The sequence below is a fragment of the Nitratireductor aquibiodomus NL21 = JCM 21793 genome (genome assembly GCF_000615975.1).
Classification (GTDB): domain Bacteria; phylum Pseudomonadota; class Alphaproteobacteria; order Rhizobiales; family Rhizobiaceae; genus Nitratireductor; species Nitratireductor aquibiodomus.
Genome location: NZ_BAMP01000029.1, coordinates 1 through 15,769, shown reverse-complemented (window position 1 = coordinate 15,769; position 15,769 = coordinate 1). Strand labels below are relative to the sequence as shown.

The 15,769-nt window shown below is 61.1% G+C and carries 13 protein-coding genes, 1 tRNA gene and 3 pseudogenes; 12 read left to right on the top strand and 5 right to left on the bottom strand.

The features are described from left to right. Positions 1–207 precede the first annotated feature (207 nt). The 7 genes from JCM21793_RS10215 (at position 208) to JCM21793_RS10185 (ending at position 6,946) form a co-directional block, all read left to right on the top strand. Positions 208–1,155 carry a choline ABC transporter substrate-binding protein gene (locus JCM21793_RS10215; protein WP_025030294.1) on the top strand — a complete coding sequence of 316 codons (948 nt, stop codon included), beginning with the start codon at positions 208–210 and terminating at the stop codon, positions 1,153–1,155. Positions 1,156–1,289: 134 nt separating this feature from the next. Then, positions 1,290–2,144 (top strand): choline ABC transporter permease subunit, encoded by an 855-nt coding sequence (gene choW, locus JCM21793_RS10210; RefSeq protein WP_025030293.1) that lies wholly within the window; start codon positions 1,290–1,292, stop codon positions 2,142–2,144. Further along, a complete protein-coding gene (gene choV, locus JCM21793_RS10205) occupies positions 2,141–3,328 on the top strand; it encodes a choline ABC transporter ATP-binding protein (protein ID WP_025030292.1) in 1,188 nt (395 codons plus the stop codon). Before choW ends, choV begins: the two co-directional genes overlap by 4 nt. A gap of 95 nt (positions 3,329–3,423) precedes the next feature. Further along, the gene (locus JCM21793_RS10200) at positions 3,424–4,185 is read left to right on the top strand and encodes a 3-hydroxyacyl-CoA dehydrogenase (RefSeq protein WP_025030291.1); all 762 of its coding nucleotides are present in this window, start codon (positions 3,424–3,426) and stop codon (positions 4,183–4,185) included. Between the two features lie 7 nt (positions 4,186–4,192). After that, positions 4,193–5,368 carry a CaiB/BaiF CoA transferase family protein gene (locus JCM21793_RS10195; protein WP_025030290.1) on the top strand — a complete coding sequence of 392 codons (1,176 nt, stop codon included), beginning with the start codon at positions 4,193–4,195 and terminating at the stop codon, positions 5,366–5,368. Between the two features lie 7 nt (positions 5,369–5,375). Further along, positions 5,376–6,146, top strand: coding sequence for a HugZ family pyridoxamine 5'-phosphate oxidase (locus JCM21793_RS10190; RefSeq protein WP_025030289.1), 771 nt, complete (start codon positions 5,376–5,378; stop codon positions 6,144–6,146). Further along, complete coding sequence (locus JCM21793_RS10185) at positions 6,143–6,946, top strand: TrmH family RNA methyltransferase (protein ID WP_007009638.1); 804 nt, start codon at positions 6,143–6,145, stop codon at positions 6,944–6,946. Before JCM21793_RS10190 ends, JCM21793_RS10185 begins: the two co-directional genes overlap by 4 nt. A gap of 121 nt (positions 6,947–7,067) precedes the next feature. Here the strand turns inward: JCM21793_RS10185 and JCM21793_RS25230 are convergent, their stop codons facing one another. Together JCM21793_RS25230 and JCM21793_RS25225 are read right to left on the bottom strand one after the other, a co-directional pair. Next, positions 7,068–8,192: a coiled-coil domain-containing protein gene (locus JCM21793_RS25230; RefSeq protein ID WP_244439719.1), complete on the bottom strand. Its 1,125-nt coding sequence runs from the start codon at positions 8,190–8,192 to the stop codon at positions 7,068–7,070. A 159-nt stretch (positions 8,193–8,351) separates the two neighbouring features. Then, positions 8,352–8,941: pseudogene (locus JCM21793_RS25225) on the bottom strand (DUF1134 domain-containing protein). Positions 8,942–9,414: 473 nt separating this feature from the next. Here JCM21793_RS25225 and chpT point away from each other — a divergent pair. Then, on the top strand, positions 9,415–10,047 hold the full coding sequence (gene chpT / locus JCM21793_RS10170) for a histidine phosphotransferase ChpT (protein ID WP_025030288.1): 633 nt from the start codon (positions 9,415–9,417) through the stop codon (positions 10,045–10,047). 101 nt (positions 10,048–10,148) lie between these two features. Continuing rightward, on the top strand, positions 10,149–10,517 hold the full coding sequence (locus JCM21793_RS10165) for a response regulator (RefSeq protein ID WP_007009634.1): 369 nt from the start codon (positions 10,149–10,151) through the stop codon (positions 10,515–10,517). A 103-nt stretch (positions 10,518–10,620) separates the two neighbouring features. On the opposite strand, the gene ctrA is transcribed toward JCM21793_RS10165, so the two are convergent. Next, positions 10,621–11,316: a response regulator transcription factor CtrA gene (gene ctrA / locus JCM21793_RS10160; protein WP_007009633.1), complete on the bottom strand. Its 696-nt coding sequence runs from the start codon at positions 11,314–11,316 to the stop codon at positions 10,621–10,623. Positions 11,317–11,759: 443 nt separating this feature from the next. Between ctrA and JCM21793_RS25220 the strand changes: the two are divergent. After that, positions 11,760–12,133, top strand: a pseudogene (locus JCM21793_RS25220) (flagellar export protein FliJ). A gap of 261 nt (positions 12,134–12,394) precedes the next feature. On the opposite strand, the gene sciP reads toward JCM21793_RS25220, so the two are convergent. Then, on the bottom strand, positions 12,395–12,670 hold the full coding sequence (gene sciP, locus JCM21793_RS10145) for a CtrA inhibitor SciP (protein WP_007009631.1): 276 nt from the start codon (positions 12,668–12,670) through the stop codon (positions 12,395–12,397). A 288-nt stretch (positions 12,671–12,958) separates the two neighbouring features. Between sciP and mnmA the strand changes: the two are divergent. Further along, positions 12,959–14,139: pseudogene (gene mnmA / locus JCM21793_RS25215) on the top strand (tRNA 2-thiouridine(34) synthase MnmA). A 101-nt stretch (positions 14,140–14,240) separates the two neighbouring features. Here mnmA and JCM21793_RS10135 read toward each other — a convergent pair. After that, the gene (locus JCM21793_RS10135) at positions 14,241–15,194 is read right to left on the bottom strand and encodes a Gfo/Idh/MocA family protein (protein WP_025030287.1); all 954 of its coding nucleotides are present in this window, start codon (positions 15,192–15,194) and stop codon (positions 14,241–14,243) included. Between the two features lie 230 nt (positions 15,195–15,424). Between JCM21793_RS10135 and JCM21793_RS10130 the strand changes: the two genes are divergently transcribed. Further along, positions 15,425–15,501: transfer RNA gene (locus JCM21793_RS10130), tRNA-Met, on the top strand. Positions 15,502–15,769 lie beyond the last annotated feature (268 nt).

The following is a 15,769-nucleotide window of genomic DNA, read 5'->3' as shown; positions in this document are numbered from 1 at the left end:
GCGCTCTTAAACACCACATCCGCCGGCCAGAAAACGCCCGATTGTTTTCTTCCACCAGAATACCGTCGCATACGGCACGTTGTATGGCGCAAACAGACACCTCTTTGTGCTTGCAGCGACCCTGAATTGGTGCTTGCCTTTGAAATAATGCGCAAAGCCGGTTAAGACCCGCGCTCTGCCGAACAACAACCACAGAGGAGAGCCGTCATGTTATCCAGCCGAAAAGCGCCCCTGATCCTCGGGCTTGCTGCAAGCCTGGCATCGGGCACCGCCTTCGCCGCCGACCCGGATTCCTGCAAAGCCATCACCTTCTCCGACGTCGGCTGGACCGACATCACGGCCACGACGGCGACCGCATCGGTGGTGCTCGAAGGCCTCGGTTACGAGCCCGAGACGCAGGTTCTTTCCGTGCCGGTCACCTATGCATCGCTCAAGAACGACGATGTGGACGTCTTCCTCGGCAACTGGATGCCGACCATGGAGGCCGACATCGCGCCTTACCGCGAGGATGGCACGGTTGAAACCGTGGTGACCAATCTGGAAGGCGCGAAATACACGCTGGCCGTTCCGCAATATACCTATGATGCCGGCCTGAAGAGCTTTGCCGATATCGCCAAGTTTGCCGACGAGCTGGACGGCAAGATCTACGGCATCGAGCCCGGCAATGACGGCAACCGGCTGATCCTCGACATGATCGAGAACGACACGTTCGGCCTCAAGGATTTCGAAGTGGTGGAAAGCTCGGAAGCCGGCATGCTCTCGCAGGTGCGCCGCGCCGTGGGATCGAAGGAGCACGTGGTGTTCCTCGGCTGGGAACCGCACCCGATGAACGCCAATATCGAGATGGCCTACCTGGAAGGCGGTGACGATGTGTTCGGCCCGAACTATGGCGGGGCGACGGTTCACACCAACACGCGAGCGGGCCTTTCCGAAGAATGCCCCAACCTCGGCAAGCTGTTGAAGAACATGGTCTTCTCGCTCCAGATGGAGAACGAGATCATGGGCAAGATTCTTGACGACGGTGCCGAACCGCAAAAGGCCGCTGAAGAATGGCTCAAGGCCAATCCGGACGCACTCGGCCCGTGGCTCGAAGGCGTGACGACGTTCGGCGGCGATGCCGGCCTCGACGCCGTGAAGGCGCATCTGGGCATGTAAACGACAGGACGGTGCGACGCGCCAGTCAAGGCGTTTCGCACCGCTCCCCTCCGGCCGGCAAGCCGGGCAGCCGCCAAATGAATGGCGAGCACGACGCATAAGAAGAAATCCAAAGAAAGGAACCATTCGGGCTCATGGACCCTCTTTCAGAATGGATCGCTGACTGGAAAATTCCCATCGGCCGGTGGGGCCGAGATTTTTTTGATTTCCTGACCACCAATTTCGCCTGGCTGTTCGATACGCTGGCAGACATTCTGGCCGATGTGCTGGACGGTCTGGTGGACATTCTCCTCGCCATTCCACCCATCGTTCTGGTGCTGGCCATTGCAGCACTGGCCTATGCGCTGCAGCGTTCCTGGAAGCTTGCAATCGGCGTCGCTGTCGGCCTTCTCTTCATCATCAATCAGGGTTTATGGGAAGAAACCGTGGAGACGCTGGTGCTTGTCGTGGCGGCAGCGGCTGTCTCCATGGCGATCGGCGTGCCCGTTGGCATCTGGGCGGCGCACAATGCGCGTGTCTACAAGGTGCTGCGCCCGATACTCGACCTGATGCAGACACTGCCCACCTTCGTTTATCTGATCCCGGTGCTGATCCTGTTCGGTCTCGGTGCCGCCCCCGGTCTGATCGTGACAGTCATTTTCGCATCGCCGGCGCCGATCCGGCTCACCTATCTCGGCATCACCTCCGTTCCCCAGCCCATGCTGGAGGCCGGCCAGGCTTTCGGCGCCACCAAACGGCAGCTCCTGTGGAAGGTGGAACTGCCCGCCGCCCTGCCCTCCATCATGGCCGGACTGACGCAGTGCATCATGCTCTCGCTGTCCATGGTCGTCATCGCAGCACTGATCGGCGCCGACGGGCTCGGCAAGCCGGTGGTGCGTGCGCTCAACTCGGTCAACATCCCGCTCGGGCTTGAAGCCGGCCTCGCCATCGTCGTGCTGGCGATCATTCTCGACCGCATCGCGCGCATCGAGCGGGGGAGCGACAAATGAGCGTTGCCATCGATTTTCAGAAGGTCGACATCCTGTTCGGCGACGAACGGCAGAAGGCAGATGCGCTTCCGCTGGTAGATGCCGGCAAGAACCGCGAGGAAATTCTCGCCGAAACTGGCGCGGTGCTCGGTTGTGCAAACTGCGACCTGACCGTGGAGCGTGGCGAGATTTCCGTATTGATGGGCCTGTCAGGCTCCGGAAAATCCACATTGTTGCGCGCGGTGAACCGGCTCAACACCGTGGCCCGCGGCAATGTCGTCGTCCATGACGGTGACTGGCAGGCCGACGTGGTGAACTGTTCGCCGGCCGAACTGCGCAAGATCCGCCGCGAATGCGTGGCGATGGTCTTTCAGCAGTTCGCCCTCCTGCCCTGGCGCACCGTGGCGGAGAATGTCGGCTTCGGGCTGGAACTGGCCGGCGTACCTGCAAACGAGCGCAAGGAACGCGTGATGGCGCAGCTCGAGCTGGTGCATCTGACCGACTGGGCCGACAAATATGCCCATGAGCTTTCGGGCGGAATGCAGCAGCGCGTCGGCCTTGCGCGTGCCTTTGCCACGGAAGCGCCGATCCTGCTCATGGACGAGCCGTTCTCTGCGCTCGATCCGCTCATCCGCACCAAACTGCAGGATGAGCTGCTCGAACTTCAGGAGCGTCTGAAGAAAACCATCCTGTTCGTCAGCCACGATCTGGAGGAAGCGCTCAAGATCGGCAACCGCATCTCCATCATGGAAGGCGGGCGGATCGTGCAGACCGGCACGCCGGAAGACATCGTGCTGGCGCCGGAGAACGACTATGTGCGGGACTTCATTTCCAATGTGAACCCGCTCTCGGTGCTGACGGCCTGGAACGTGATGCGTGACGTGCGCGACCTGGAAGCAGCCGGCGAAGGCTGGCTCTGGCTCGACCGGCGACAGACAACGCGTTTCAGGTTCGACGAAAACATGCTGGTGGTCGATGCCGAACGCAACGGCAAGCCGGCCATCTGGGTCTCATGCGACAACATCGAGGACCTGCCTGAAGACCGGCCAAAGGTCTTCTGGGCAACGGCGGGCACGCCGCTGCGAACGGTAATGCGCGCCATGCAGCAATCCCAGACGGCACCGGTGGCACTCTTCGACGAAGCGTCACGTTTCGTCGGCGCCATCGGCATCCGCGACGTGCTCGGCGCCATCATCAGGCGCTGAGCCTGCCGCGCACACAGCGGCATTGCACAGGGACACCTTTTCCAGACCGGCCTCCCTCGCTACTGTCCTCAGGAGACAATGAGGGAGGCAATCACATGAATCCATCCGGCATCGTTGCGCTGGTCACGGGCGGCGGCTCGGGGCTTGGTGAGGCAACCGCGCGGGCACTGGCTGCCAAAGGGGCCAAAATCGCCATCGCCGATGTCGGCATGGACAGGGCCAGGGTGGTGGCCAGCGACGTCGGCGGCATTGCCGTCAAGTGTGACGTCACAAGCGAGGATGACGCCAAAGCGGCACTCAGGGAAGCCACGGAAAAGCTTGGCGCCCCCCGCATTCTCGTCAACTGTGCCGGCATTGCCATTGCGATGAAGACCGTCGGCAAGGATGGACCGCATCCGCTCGATCTTTATCGCAGGGTGATCGAGATCAATCTCCTTGGCACGTTCAACATGATCCGGCTGTTTGCAGCCGCAACGCAGGAACTGGAGCCGCTTGACGGCGGAGAGCGTGGCGTCATCGTCAACACGGCCTCGGTCGCCGCCTTCGACGGACAGATCGGCCAGGTCGCCTACTCCGCCTCCAAGGGCGGCGTGGTGGGCATGACACTGCCCATAGCGCGCGACCTTTCGCGCTCGGGAATTCGCGTGTGCACCATAGCGCCGGGCATCTTCAAGACGCCGATGATGGCCGGCCTGCCGGAGGACGCACAGGCTTCGCTCGGGCAGCAGGTGCCCTTCCCGCCTCGCCTCGGCGAGCCTTCCGAATATGCAGCGCTTGCCTGCCACATCGTCGAAAACCAGATGCTGAACGGCGAAACGATCCGCCTCGACGGCGCGATCCGCATGGCCCCGAAATAGGCCAGACATGGGCCCAGACACAGGCGATGACCGAAAAGGCCCGCTCGCGGGCTTCACCGTCATAGAGATGGCGGGGCTGGGGCCCGTTCCGCTGGCCGGGCTCATGCTGGCCGAGATGGGCGCGGCGGTTTTACGCATCGAGCGCAGGGATGCCAGACGCGACTTTCTCAAAGTCCCGCCACAATACGATCTCGACCGCCATGGCCGGAAAATCCTGAAGCTCGACCTGAAACACCCGGTCGGGCGGGAACTGCTCATGCGCATGATCCACCAGACCGATGTGTTGATGGAGGGGTTTCGCCCAGGTGTGATGGAACGTCTGGGCGCGGGACCCGATGCAGCCCTTGGCGCCAACCCCGGCCTCGTCTACGCCCGGATGACGGGGTTCGGGCAGAACGGTCCGCTGGCGCAGCGAGCCGGGCACGACCTGACCTATCTCGCTTATTCCGGCGTGCTCTCCATGATCGGGCGCAGGGATGAACGCCCGGTTCCGCCACTCAATCTCGTGGGCGACTATGGCGGGGGAACAATGTTTCTCATCGCCGGCATTCTGGCAGCGCTTCTGGAGAGAACCCGGTCAGGCAAAGGACAGATCGTCGATGCGGCGATGATCGACGGCGCCTCGATGCTGGCCGCGCCCTTTTTCGGTTTTATGGCAACGGGTTTCTGGCGGCAGGAACGCGGCACCAACCTGCTCGACGGTGGCGCGCCGTTCTACGACACCTATGAAACGGCAGACGGCCGGCATATGGCCGTCGCCTGCCTCGAGCCGCTGTTCTTTGCCGAGTTCGCACGTCTTCTGCCGCTGGAGACCGAGCTAGCCGCAGCACAATACGATCAGGCACGCTGGCCGGACATGCGCGCGGCAATCGCCCGGCGCTTCGGCGCGCAGGATCGTGCATTCTGGATCGAGCGCTTTGAAAACTCGGACGCCTGTGTCGCACCGGTCCTCACACCCGGGGAAGCTGCTGCTCATCCGCACAGCCGCGCCCGCCACTCCCAAGTGGAAAAACACGGGTTTACACGCCCCGCCCCCGCTCCCCGCTTCTCACGCACACCGGGCGAAACGGCAGCGCCCGCCGGCGCGGCGGTGTCACTTGCCCGGTTTGGGATCAGCGGAGAAGAACAACAGAGACTTGCAGCCGAAGGCATCATAGGCGAAGGAGACGCTTCAACGGATTGAGGCAGCGATGAGCGCAGAAAAACAGAAAGACGTCATTCTCGAAACCGATGCCGATGCCATTCGCCTTGCAAAGACGCTGTTGCGGATCGCACGTTATGGCGCACTGGCAACCATTGACACTGAGGACGGCGCGCCCTTTGCCACCCGCGTCGCCACCGCGACCGATCTCGACGGGACGCCGCTCATTCTCGTTTCCGGCCTTTCCGCACACACGAAGGGCCTTGAGACCGATCCGCGCTGCTCACTCATGATCGGCGAGCCCGGCAAGGGCGACCCGCTGGCGCATCCGCGCCTTTCTATCAAGACCGTCGCCTCCCGGCTGGAACGCGGGAGCGAGGTCCACGAGCGTGTCAGGCGCCGCTATCTCGCCCGCCACCCCAAGGCAAAACTCTATGTCGATTTTCCCGATTTCATCATCTACCGGCTGGAGCTGCAGGGCGCACTTCTGAATGGCGGGTTCGCCCGTGCCTACAGGCTCACCGGCAACGATCTTCTGACCGGCAGCGCCGCACTTGACGGGCTTGCGGAGGCGGAGGCCGGCGCCATCGCGCATATGAACAGCGATCACGCGGACGCCGTCGAAAACTATGCTCGCCATTTTGCCCGCGTACCCGCCGGCAAATGGCGACTGACCGGCATCGACCCCGAAGGGCTGGACCTGGCGCTTGGCGACGAAACGCTGCGCATCTTTTTCGCTGCTCCGCTGAGCGACGCGACCCAGATGCGTCCCACCCTTGTCGCCATGGCAAAGGAAGCACGCGCGGGACTTGCCGCGTGAAACGGGAATTCCTTCCCATCGAGAGCGCCGACGATCCACGCATCGCCGCCTATCGGAACATCCGCGAACGCGACCTCGTGGGCCGGCAGGGGCGCTTCGTGGCCGAAGGCCGCGTGGTGCTGAACGTGCTTTTCTCTACGAGCCGGTTCGATGCAGAAAGCGTGTTTTTGCGCGAAAACCGCGTTTCGGGGCTCGGCGACCTGATCGAACGTATTCCCCGGAACGTTCCCGTCTACACCGCCAGCGCCGCGGTCATGGACGAAATCGCCGGATTTGAGATCCACCGCGGCATCCTCGCCATCGGTCGCAAGCCGGAAACCAGCGGCGAAGCGCTTCTCGACACGCTGCCGGACGAAGCGCTGGTCGTCGCGCTCTCCGGCATCTCCAACCACGACAATGTTGGATCGATCTTCCGCAACGCCGCTTCATTCGGAGCCGCCGCCGTTCTTCTGACCGACGATTGCTGCGATCCTCTCTATCGCAAGGCGATCCGCGTCTCCGTGGGCGCGACGCTCAAAGTGCCCTTCGCCCGCTTCAGCGACACGGCTGCGCTTGCGGCGGCGCTGCAGGACCGGGATTATCCCATTCTGGCCCTGAGCCCGCGCGGGGAAATCGACATCGCCGACGTCAGGCGCAGTCCACGCCACGCACTTCTGCTCGGCAGTGAGGGGCACGGCCTCTCCGACGAAGACATGACGCGGCTTCCAACCGCGCGCATCGCCATGGCTCCCGATTTCGACAGTCTCAACGTGGCAGCGGCCTCGGCCATCGCCCTGCACAGGCTCTGGCGCAAGGACTGATCGCCCGAGCGCTCAGGAACGATCGCGCAGGGTCCGCACTCTTTCGGCAAGGCTGAGGGGACGCCCCTCGCCGGCTGCCTCCTCCTGTTTCAGAAGGTCGGCAATGGGTGTGTCCCCGCCTTCAAGCGCGGCTGTGAGACTGACCACCTCGGCAGCAAGGCTGTGGATCTGCTCGCGCAGGGCATCGTCCGACTGCCCCGCGGCCTGAGCTTGCGGGAGCGGCCTTGCCGTTTCTCTTTCTCTCGGAAAGTTCGCCGCGAAGCTTCTTGTTTTCCTGAAGCAGTCTGGAAATGCGTGTCTTGAGCTTGTCCTGTTCGGCCTCCGAGGACTTTGCAGGCGCGGCGGTCCGACCACCGGCATCAGCCAGAAGCGTACGCAGCTGCAGGGATTTGTCGGCAAGCTCGCGGGAGAGCCGGTCGCTTTCCGCCTCGGCCTCCATCAATCGGCGCGTGGCCTGATCAGACAGGCTAGCCTCGCTTGCCGCATTCATTTCCTTGCGCAAACGGGCAATCTCGGCCTCACGGCGTTCCAGCTTTTCCTCGTTTTCGTAAAGCGCCCTCATCTGGCTCTCCATTTTTTTCTGAAGATCCGCATTGCGCTTCTCCGCCACCTTCAGACCGGCCTCCGCCTCCTTGCGCGCTGCCTCGGCATCGCGGCCCGCACGAATGGCATCCTTGCGATCGCGGCGAAGCTCGGCCAGATCGTCCTCGACCTTGCGCAGTTCCGTTTCGCGGGCGACCATTTCGATCTGCCGGCTGCTCGCCAGCAGGCGTTCTTCCTCGTAGCGATCATTGAGCTCCATCAGCGCCGTGCCGCGCACTTCCAGCTCGGAAACCGCTTCGTCCAGCCTTGTTTCGAGCGTGGAAATGATCGCGGCGTTTTCCGCCAGCGCAGCGCGCTGTTTTTCCGTTTCATCCCGCAGATCGGCGATCACCCTGTCCTGCGCGTCACGCTCTTCGGCAAGCTGTCGCGCCTCATCGCTCAGACGCGCAAGCTCGACCAGTTGCGACGAAGTCTTTCGGTTGAGGTTCTCGATGTTCATTTCGAGTCGGCGGGCCGCCATTGCATGGCTGGCACGCAGCCGGTCCTTCTCTGCCTCAAGTTCGTTGGCAGAAAGCGGCAGGCTGGCTTCGATGCGCTTTGTGGTGAGCCTCACTGCCCTGCGCCACACAAGCGGCGCAAGCAAAAGGGCGAGAAACCCCGCAATGAAAAAGCCCAGCAGAATGAGCAGTATCGTCGTGATCACCGCATGAAACCCATATCTTCAGCGAAGCCCTGCATCTGCAGTTGTCACCTCATTGGGTCACGCAAAACGACACGCAGGTCAAGCTGATACGCTCGTGAAGCGGTTTTCGCCCTTCGCAGCGGCGCGGGATTGTTCAACGCGCCGCCATTCGAAACCACGTCAGAAAGGGTTCCAGGTCGCTGCGGGGTCATCTTCAGATACCCCAGATTGACGCCGAGCCGCGCACCGACCCCGGTGCGGATTGGAACCAGGATCATGTTGTCATTGGTGAGCGCGTTGAAGCCAAGGCCGGCCACCAGATAGGCAGAGCCGGCAACACCGCCGAAACGACGGTAAAGATCGTTCACCGAATTGAGATTGTAGACGAGGATCATGACCCGTGATCCCTGGCCGCCATAGTCCCAGCCAATCGAGGGCCCCTGCCAGAACACCTTATGATCACCGGCGTTCTTTGTGTAGAGCATGCCCTCGCCATAGGTCAGACCGCCGATGAACGCGCCGGAGCCTTCCTCGCCAAGGACATATCCGTTCGGCAAGCCGTATTGAGAAAAGACCTTCTCGACCAGTGTCGCCAGACCGCCTGTGGTCGCGCCGAAGAAGCCGTGCCCGGCATCGACGATTTCCTGCGCCGTATAGCCGTTATTGGCCCGCGCCGTGTTGGTGGTCAGGGAAATGGCGCCAAGGCCGACCGCGAAAACCACCAGCACGACCTGGATGAACCGCGTCCAGTCAAAAAGCCTTGCAGGCATTGTTCATTCTCCATCCATGAGTGGCTGTCTTGGACCGCCCACCGTTACCCCGCGCTGAGCCACGATTGCTTCAAAATAGGCCGCGAATCTTTTCCAACTGTTAACCTCAAGCTGAAACATGGCCGGCAGATGGCCTGAAGCGCGGAAAGCCCGCCTGCGCCGGACGCCATTTCCGGCCAAACTGTTGCCGGTTTTCGCCCGCCTGTGTAACCAGAAGCAGCGCGTTCCATGCTCTGATTCGGCTACGATCGGATTTGGTTGGAGACTGGAACCTGTTCGAAGTCAGGACCACTAGAGCATCGGACCGAAAAGTGGGATCCGGTTTTCGGATTATTCCGATGCTCGATGAATAGTTTGGATCGTCCCTGGTGCGTCCTGACGGACGTGCGGCGATCTAGAGCAAGGACCGGCCAGCACCGCGCATCAGCAGGCGGCGATGGCCCGATGCAACAACATCTGGAGGACAGATGCCCATGTCCGAACTTTTCTCGCTGAGCGCGACCGATCTCGCCGCTCTTCTGTGCAGCCGCGTTTGTCATGACATCATCTCGCCGGTGGGTGCCATCAACAATGGCCTTGAACTGCTGGACGAGGGCGGCGCCGACGAAGATGCGATGGCACTGATCCGCGCCAGCGCGGTAAACGCCTCGGCACGGCTGCAGTTTGCGCGCATCGCCTTCGGCGCGGCCGGATCGGCGGGCATGCAGATAGACACCGGCGACGCGCAATCGGTGGCGACGGCCTTCATCTCCAACGAAAAGCCTGACCTCGAGTGGCACGGCGCCCGCGCGCTTTTGCCCAAAAACCAGGTAAAGCTTCTGCTGAACCTGCTGCTGGTCGCCAATTCCGCCATTCCGCGCGGTGGCAAACTGCGTGTTTACCTGGAAGACCTGGATAACGCTCCCGCCTTCAGGATCGCTGCGGAAGGCCCGATGCTTCGCGTGCCGCCGAAATTTCTGGAGCTTCATTCGGGAAGCAGGCCCGAAGAGCCGATCGACGCCCACAGCGTACAGTTTTACTACACGCTGCTGCTGGCCCGTGAGACCGGCATGACCGTCAACATTCGCGCAACAGCAGAAGAAATCATCCTGTCCGCGAGAAAATAGACTTTTAACCATAAGTCTTTGCGGCGGCTTTACCAGCGTTGCGTCATAGTCCCCCTGTCTGCTGTCAGCGGCAGACTGCATTGCGTGAAAGGGTATGGAAGATGGCTCGCTGCCTGATCGTCGACGATTCGAGCGTTATCCGGAAAGTCGCCAAACGGATCCTGACCAGTGCTGAGATGATGGTCACGGAGGCCGCCACTGGACAGGAGGCGCTCGACCTCTCCGCCCATGATATGGCCGATATCATCATTATCGACAGTTCGCTGCCGGACATGGATTCGAGCGACCTTGTGCGCCGACTGATGGCGCTTCCAGCCGAATTCAAACCGCATGTGCTTCTGTGTCTGGCCGAACTCGACCTCGGCGCGATCATGCGGGCCAAGCGTGCCGGTGCGCAGGGCTATATGCTAAAACCCTTCACCCGCGCCCAGTTGCTCGAGCAGTTCCGCGAGTTTCAAACGGCAGCTTAAGGGTTCAGGACCCATTTGCCGAACGTCTTACCAAGTTAAAAACGCAAAAAACCCGGCCTCGCGGCCGGGTTTGCGCGTTCTTGAAGGGGATGCAGGAGCAGGATCAGGCGCTTTCGCGAATTTCCTCGGGCTCGCGCAGCACATAACCGCGGCCCCATACCGTCTCGATGAAATTTTGACCGCCGGACGCCGCATCCAGCTTCTTGCGAAGCTTGCAGATAAACACGTCGATGATCTTCAGTTCCGGCTCATCCATGCCGCCATAAAGGTGGTTGAGGAACATTTCCTTGGTGAGCGTCGTTCCCTTACGGAGCGAAAGCAGCTCCAGCATCTGGTATTCCTTGCCGGTCAGGTGAACACGCTGACCACCGACCTCGACCGTCTTGGCGTCGAGATTGACGATCAGATCGCCTGTCGTGATGACCGACTGGGCATGCCCCTTGGAACGGCGCACGATGGCATGAATGCGCGCCACCAGCTCGTCCTTGTGGAACGGCTTGGTCATGTAATCGTCTGCGCCAAAGCCCAGGCCGCGCACCTTGTCCTCGATACCGGCCATGCCGGAGAGAATAAGGATCGGCGTCTTCACCTTCGAAAGGCGCAGTGTCCGCAGAACCTCGTAACCCGACATATCCGGCAGGTTGAGATCGAGCAGAATAATATCGTAGTCGTAGAGCTTACCGAGATCGACGCCCTCTTCTCCGAGGTCCGTCGTATAGACATTGAAGCTCTCGGACTTGAGCATCAGTTCGATGCTCTGTGCCGTGGCACTGTCGTCTTCAATCAGCAAAACGCGCATCTTTATCCCCTTTTCGCCGCCGACCCGGCCTGGCAGGCACCCGGCACCGAAGCAATGATTGCCTGAATCGGAGGCTGCCAGTTAATGGTTAACAAAATCTAATTCGGTCTGGCAAGCACCAGATTCCCTTTTCAGCTTTCGAAGGCACCGCATTGATTCCAATGGTCAAATATCCGCTCTTAAACAGATCGAATCACATTAGCAATTTCAGCTAACCGACTCTCCCAGCAATCAAATTACGGCTTTCTGACGCATAATCTTTACCGTGCCTTAAGCCATCGTCCTTATGATTAACAATGCCCGTAAACGAATGGTTACCGAAGGGGTCAAATCTTAGGAATTTGTTTCCTAAGTGCGATTACCATGGGATGACTGCCCCGGCGTAAACGGGACGGACAGCCGCCGAGGGGCGCTGGTGTGTGCGTATTGTGGGAGTATCGAGTATGAAGCCGCGTGAAAACCTCGTTCGACTGAAGCAGTTTCAGGTTAATGAGAAGCGCCGCCGCATGGCGCAGCTGGATTCGATGATTGCCGAGTTCGACCGCATGGCCGCGGAACTCGATGCACAGATCACGTCCGAGGAAACGAAGGCCGGCATCACCGACCTCAACCATTTTGCCTATCCGACTTTCGCCAAGGCGCGCGGCTGCGCCGTGACAACCTGCGCACATCGCAGGCCGAGCTGATCGAACAGCGCAAATCCGCCGAAGCGGAGCTTACCGAGGCCGAAGCCGAGCTTGCCAAGGCCGAGGCACTGGAGAATCGTGACGGACGCGGAAGGCCGGATGCCGCAGCATCGCGCGCAATGACGGGCTGATCACTCTTCCCACAGCCACATCACATCGAGGAACCGGTTTGAACGGCAGGGTCTCCCTGTCGTTTTTCGTTGTGCCCACCCAAACCCGATGAAAACGCAGCCGTGCACCAACGCCGGCTTCACGCTATTCCTGCGCGGGCAGCATTGCCGGCGCCGCATTGGCGGAAAAGAAAAAGGCCGGCGCATGGCGCCGGCCCGTTTCGGGTTTGAACGGCAGTCGCCGCGCTGTTCCATTCCTGGGACGGGCGCGCCGAAACCGGATCAATGCCGATATTGCTGGATACGTGTCGTCCGCAGCCCCGCCAGGCCATGATCATCGATGGAAGCCTGCCATGAGAGGAACTCCTCCACCGTCAGACGATAACGCTGACAGGCCTCCTCAAGGCTCAAAAGCCCACCGCGCACTGCGGCCACCACTTCCGCCTTGCGACGGATAACCCACCTGCGCGTATTGCTCGGAGGCAGGTCCGCGATTGTCAGCGGACTGCCATCCGGGCCGATGACATATTTTACGCGCGGTCGAACCATTTCGGTCATAGTACTCTCTACCTGAACTCAAGACCCGTTACACAAGCTACTGCGCCGGCTTTAAAATTTGCCTAAACACATGGTAAGCATACGGTAACGGACATGAATCCCGTGTTAGGAATTTGCCGCCGATTTGTTTCAAATTGCGCCGGGATGGGCAGCAAAGCCCCGGGAAACCGGGCTCCGTCCCTTGAGGCCGCTCGTTAACCTTCGTGCTGGCAGCCGCCCGATCCTTGACCTATATTCGCCGCATTGGCATGTAATCGCCCACGACCAGAGACAAAGAAGATCAAGCAAATGAACAGCCTCGACCTGCCCGGACGCCCGCAGGACTGCCGAATCGTGGTGGCGATGTCTGGCGGCGTGGACTCCTCCGTCGTCGCCGGAATTCTGGCCAAACAGGGTTATGACGTCGTTGGCGTGACCCTGCAGCTCTACGATCATGGCGAAGCGGCACACCGCCCCGGCTCCTGCTGCGCCGGTCAGGACATCGACGACGCGCGCCGCGTCGCCGAGACGCTGGGCATTCCGCACTACGTGCTGAATTACGAGCAGCGCTTCCGCGAAGCGGTGATCGATCCCTTTGCGCAGAGCTATGTGGCGGGCGAAACGCCGATCCCCTGCGTTTCGTGCAATCAGACCGTCAAATTCGCCGATCTTCTGGAGACCGCGCGCGAGCTCGGTGCCGATGCTCTTGCCACCGGTCACTATATCCGCAGCCGCGCCAATGGCGCACACCGCGCCCTGACCCGCCCTGTGGATGCCGATCGGGACCAGAGCTATTTCCTCTTCGCCACAACGCAGGAGCAGATCGACTATCTGCGCTTTCCGCTGGGGGGTCTGTCGAAGCCGGAAGTGCGTTCCATTGCCGAGGAGATGGGCCTGAGCGTCGCCACCAAGCAGGACAGCCAGGACATCTGTTTCGTGCCGCGCGGCAAATATTCCGACATCATCAGCAAGCTGAAGCCCGAAGCCGCGACACCCGGCGAGATCGTGCATCTGGACGGGCGCAGGCTCGGCCATCATGACGGCGTGATGCATTACACGATCGGCCAGCGGCGCGGCATCGGCGTGGCGACAGGTGAGCCGCTCTATGTGGTGCATCTGGATGCAGCAAATGCACGCGTCATCGTCGGGCCACGTGAGGCGCTGGAAACGCATAAGGTCTTTCTGCGCCAGGTCAACTGGCTGGGCGACAGCCCGCTCGGCGAATTGCCCTCGGGCGGCATGGAAGTGTTCGCGAAGGTGCGTTCCACGCGCCCGCCGCGCCCGGCTGTGCTGCATCACGAGAACGGCGTGACCTGGTCGAACTGACCGAGGGAGAAGCCGGCGTCGCCCCGGGACAGGCCTGCGTGCTTTACTCGGATGACGGCAATGAGGCCCGCGTCTATGGCGGCGGGTTTATCGAGCGTTCGGAGCGGGGTCGGGAAGCCGAAGCCCAGCTGACAAGACTGGTGGCAACGGCCCAGAGCGCCTGAGAACACGCGCCCGGGAGAGGCCGGCCTTCCGACGGGCTCACGGCCTCGATGAAGCGCAGTTTTTTACGGGGCATACGCTTTCGCCTGTCCCGTAAAATGCGTCAGCCATGTGTTACTGAACCGGCTGTCAGAATACGAAGAACCTCAATGGCTTCTTCCCCGGTCGTGCGCGGCTCGCCGCGCGTTTCGATGCAATCGAGGAAATGCTGCAGCTCACGCGTGAGCGGCATTCCCTCTTCCACATCCACATAGGTCGGCTCATTGGTGGTGAAGGCCCAGTGCCCGCTGTCGTGCCAGACCGCATGCCGATAGACGGCAAGCTTGCGCCCCCATGGTTCGACATCGTCGAACACAGCCATCGCCTTGTCACCAACGACCGTCAGGCGGCGCTCGCGATAGGGGTTGAGCCTCGAGGTGAAGAGATGGCTGCGCAGACCGCCGGGGAAGCGCATATGCAGATGCGCGAAGTCGCTCAGGTGATCGAGCAGCGCCGCGCCCTCACCGCGCACCTCTTCCGGCGCAACGCCGGTCAGCGCGAGAATCATCGAGAGATCGTGCGGCGCCAGATCCCACAGGGCATCGTTCTCGGTGTGGAACTTGCCAAGGCCGAGGCGGTGCGAGTGAATATAGCGGATCTCGCCGAGATCCCCCTTATCGATCAGCTCCTTGAGCTTCTCGAATGCCGGGTGAAAGCGCAGCACATGACCGACCATGATGATGCGTCCGGTTTCGCGCGCGACGGCAACGGCGCGCTGCGCATCATCCACCGTGAGAGCAATCGGTTTCTCGACAAGAACGTCCTTGCCGGAGCGCATGGCGCGAATGGCATACTCGGCATGAAACTGCGGCGGCAGGGCCAGAACGATTGCGTCGATCCCGGCATGCTCGAAAAGCGCTTCCGGCGATATCGCCACACAATCATGCTCGCTGGCAAAGCCTTCAGCCCGCGCCTCATTGGCATCGGACACGGCAGCCAGCACTCCGAGAGACTTAAGCGTGCGAATGTGGTTAGAGCCCCAATAGCCACATCCGAGTACGGCAATACGCGGTTTCATAAAATCCTTCGCCCGAGATTTTGGCGCTGAAAACACATACAGACGCCGCCCCCGCGACTCAACCCTGCCCTTGAAAACCCGGTCATTTCTTAAGCGAATTTGTAAGCCACGACAAATTCCCCGAAGAAACGGTCTCCCCCGCTTGACACAACAGACAACGCCACCTTATATCCGCGCGTCTTCGTGAGGCACCGGACTGGTTTCGACACTGGTTCCTGAAGCCTCCTGGCGGCGGAGTAGCTCAGTCGGTTAGAGCAGAGGAATCATAATCCTTGTGTCGGGGGTTCGAATCCCTCCTCCGCTACCATTTTGAGTACGCAAGCAATATCAGCCAGTTACATGGAACAGAGGTTCCAGAAGCTGTGAGACATCTCGCACAAATGTACACGGAGATGCCATGGCTTGCGCTTCCTACCTTTCTCGCCGTGAAGGACGCTATGAACCGCGCCGGGTTTGTCGGAGGCTCCAACTCTTGAGTAGGATGGAGCATCATGAGCAAGACAGCGAACAAGTCTTCTCCCGAAGTCCGCGAGCGCGCGGTTCGGATGGTTCTGGACAACCAAGGGCAGCATGAC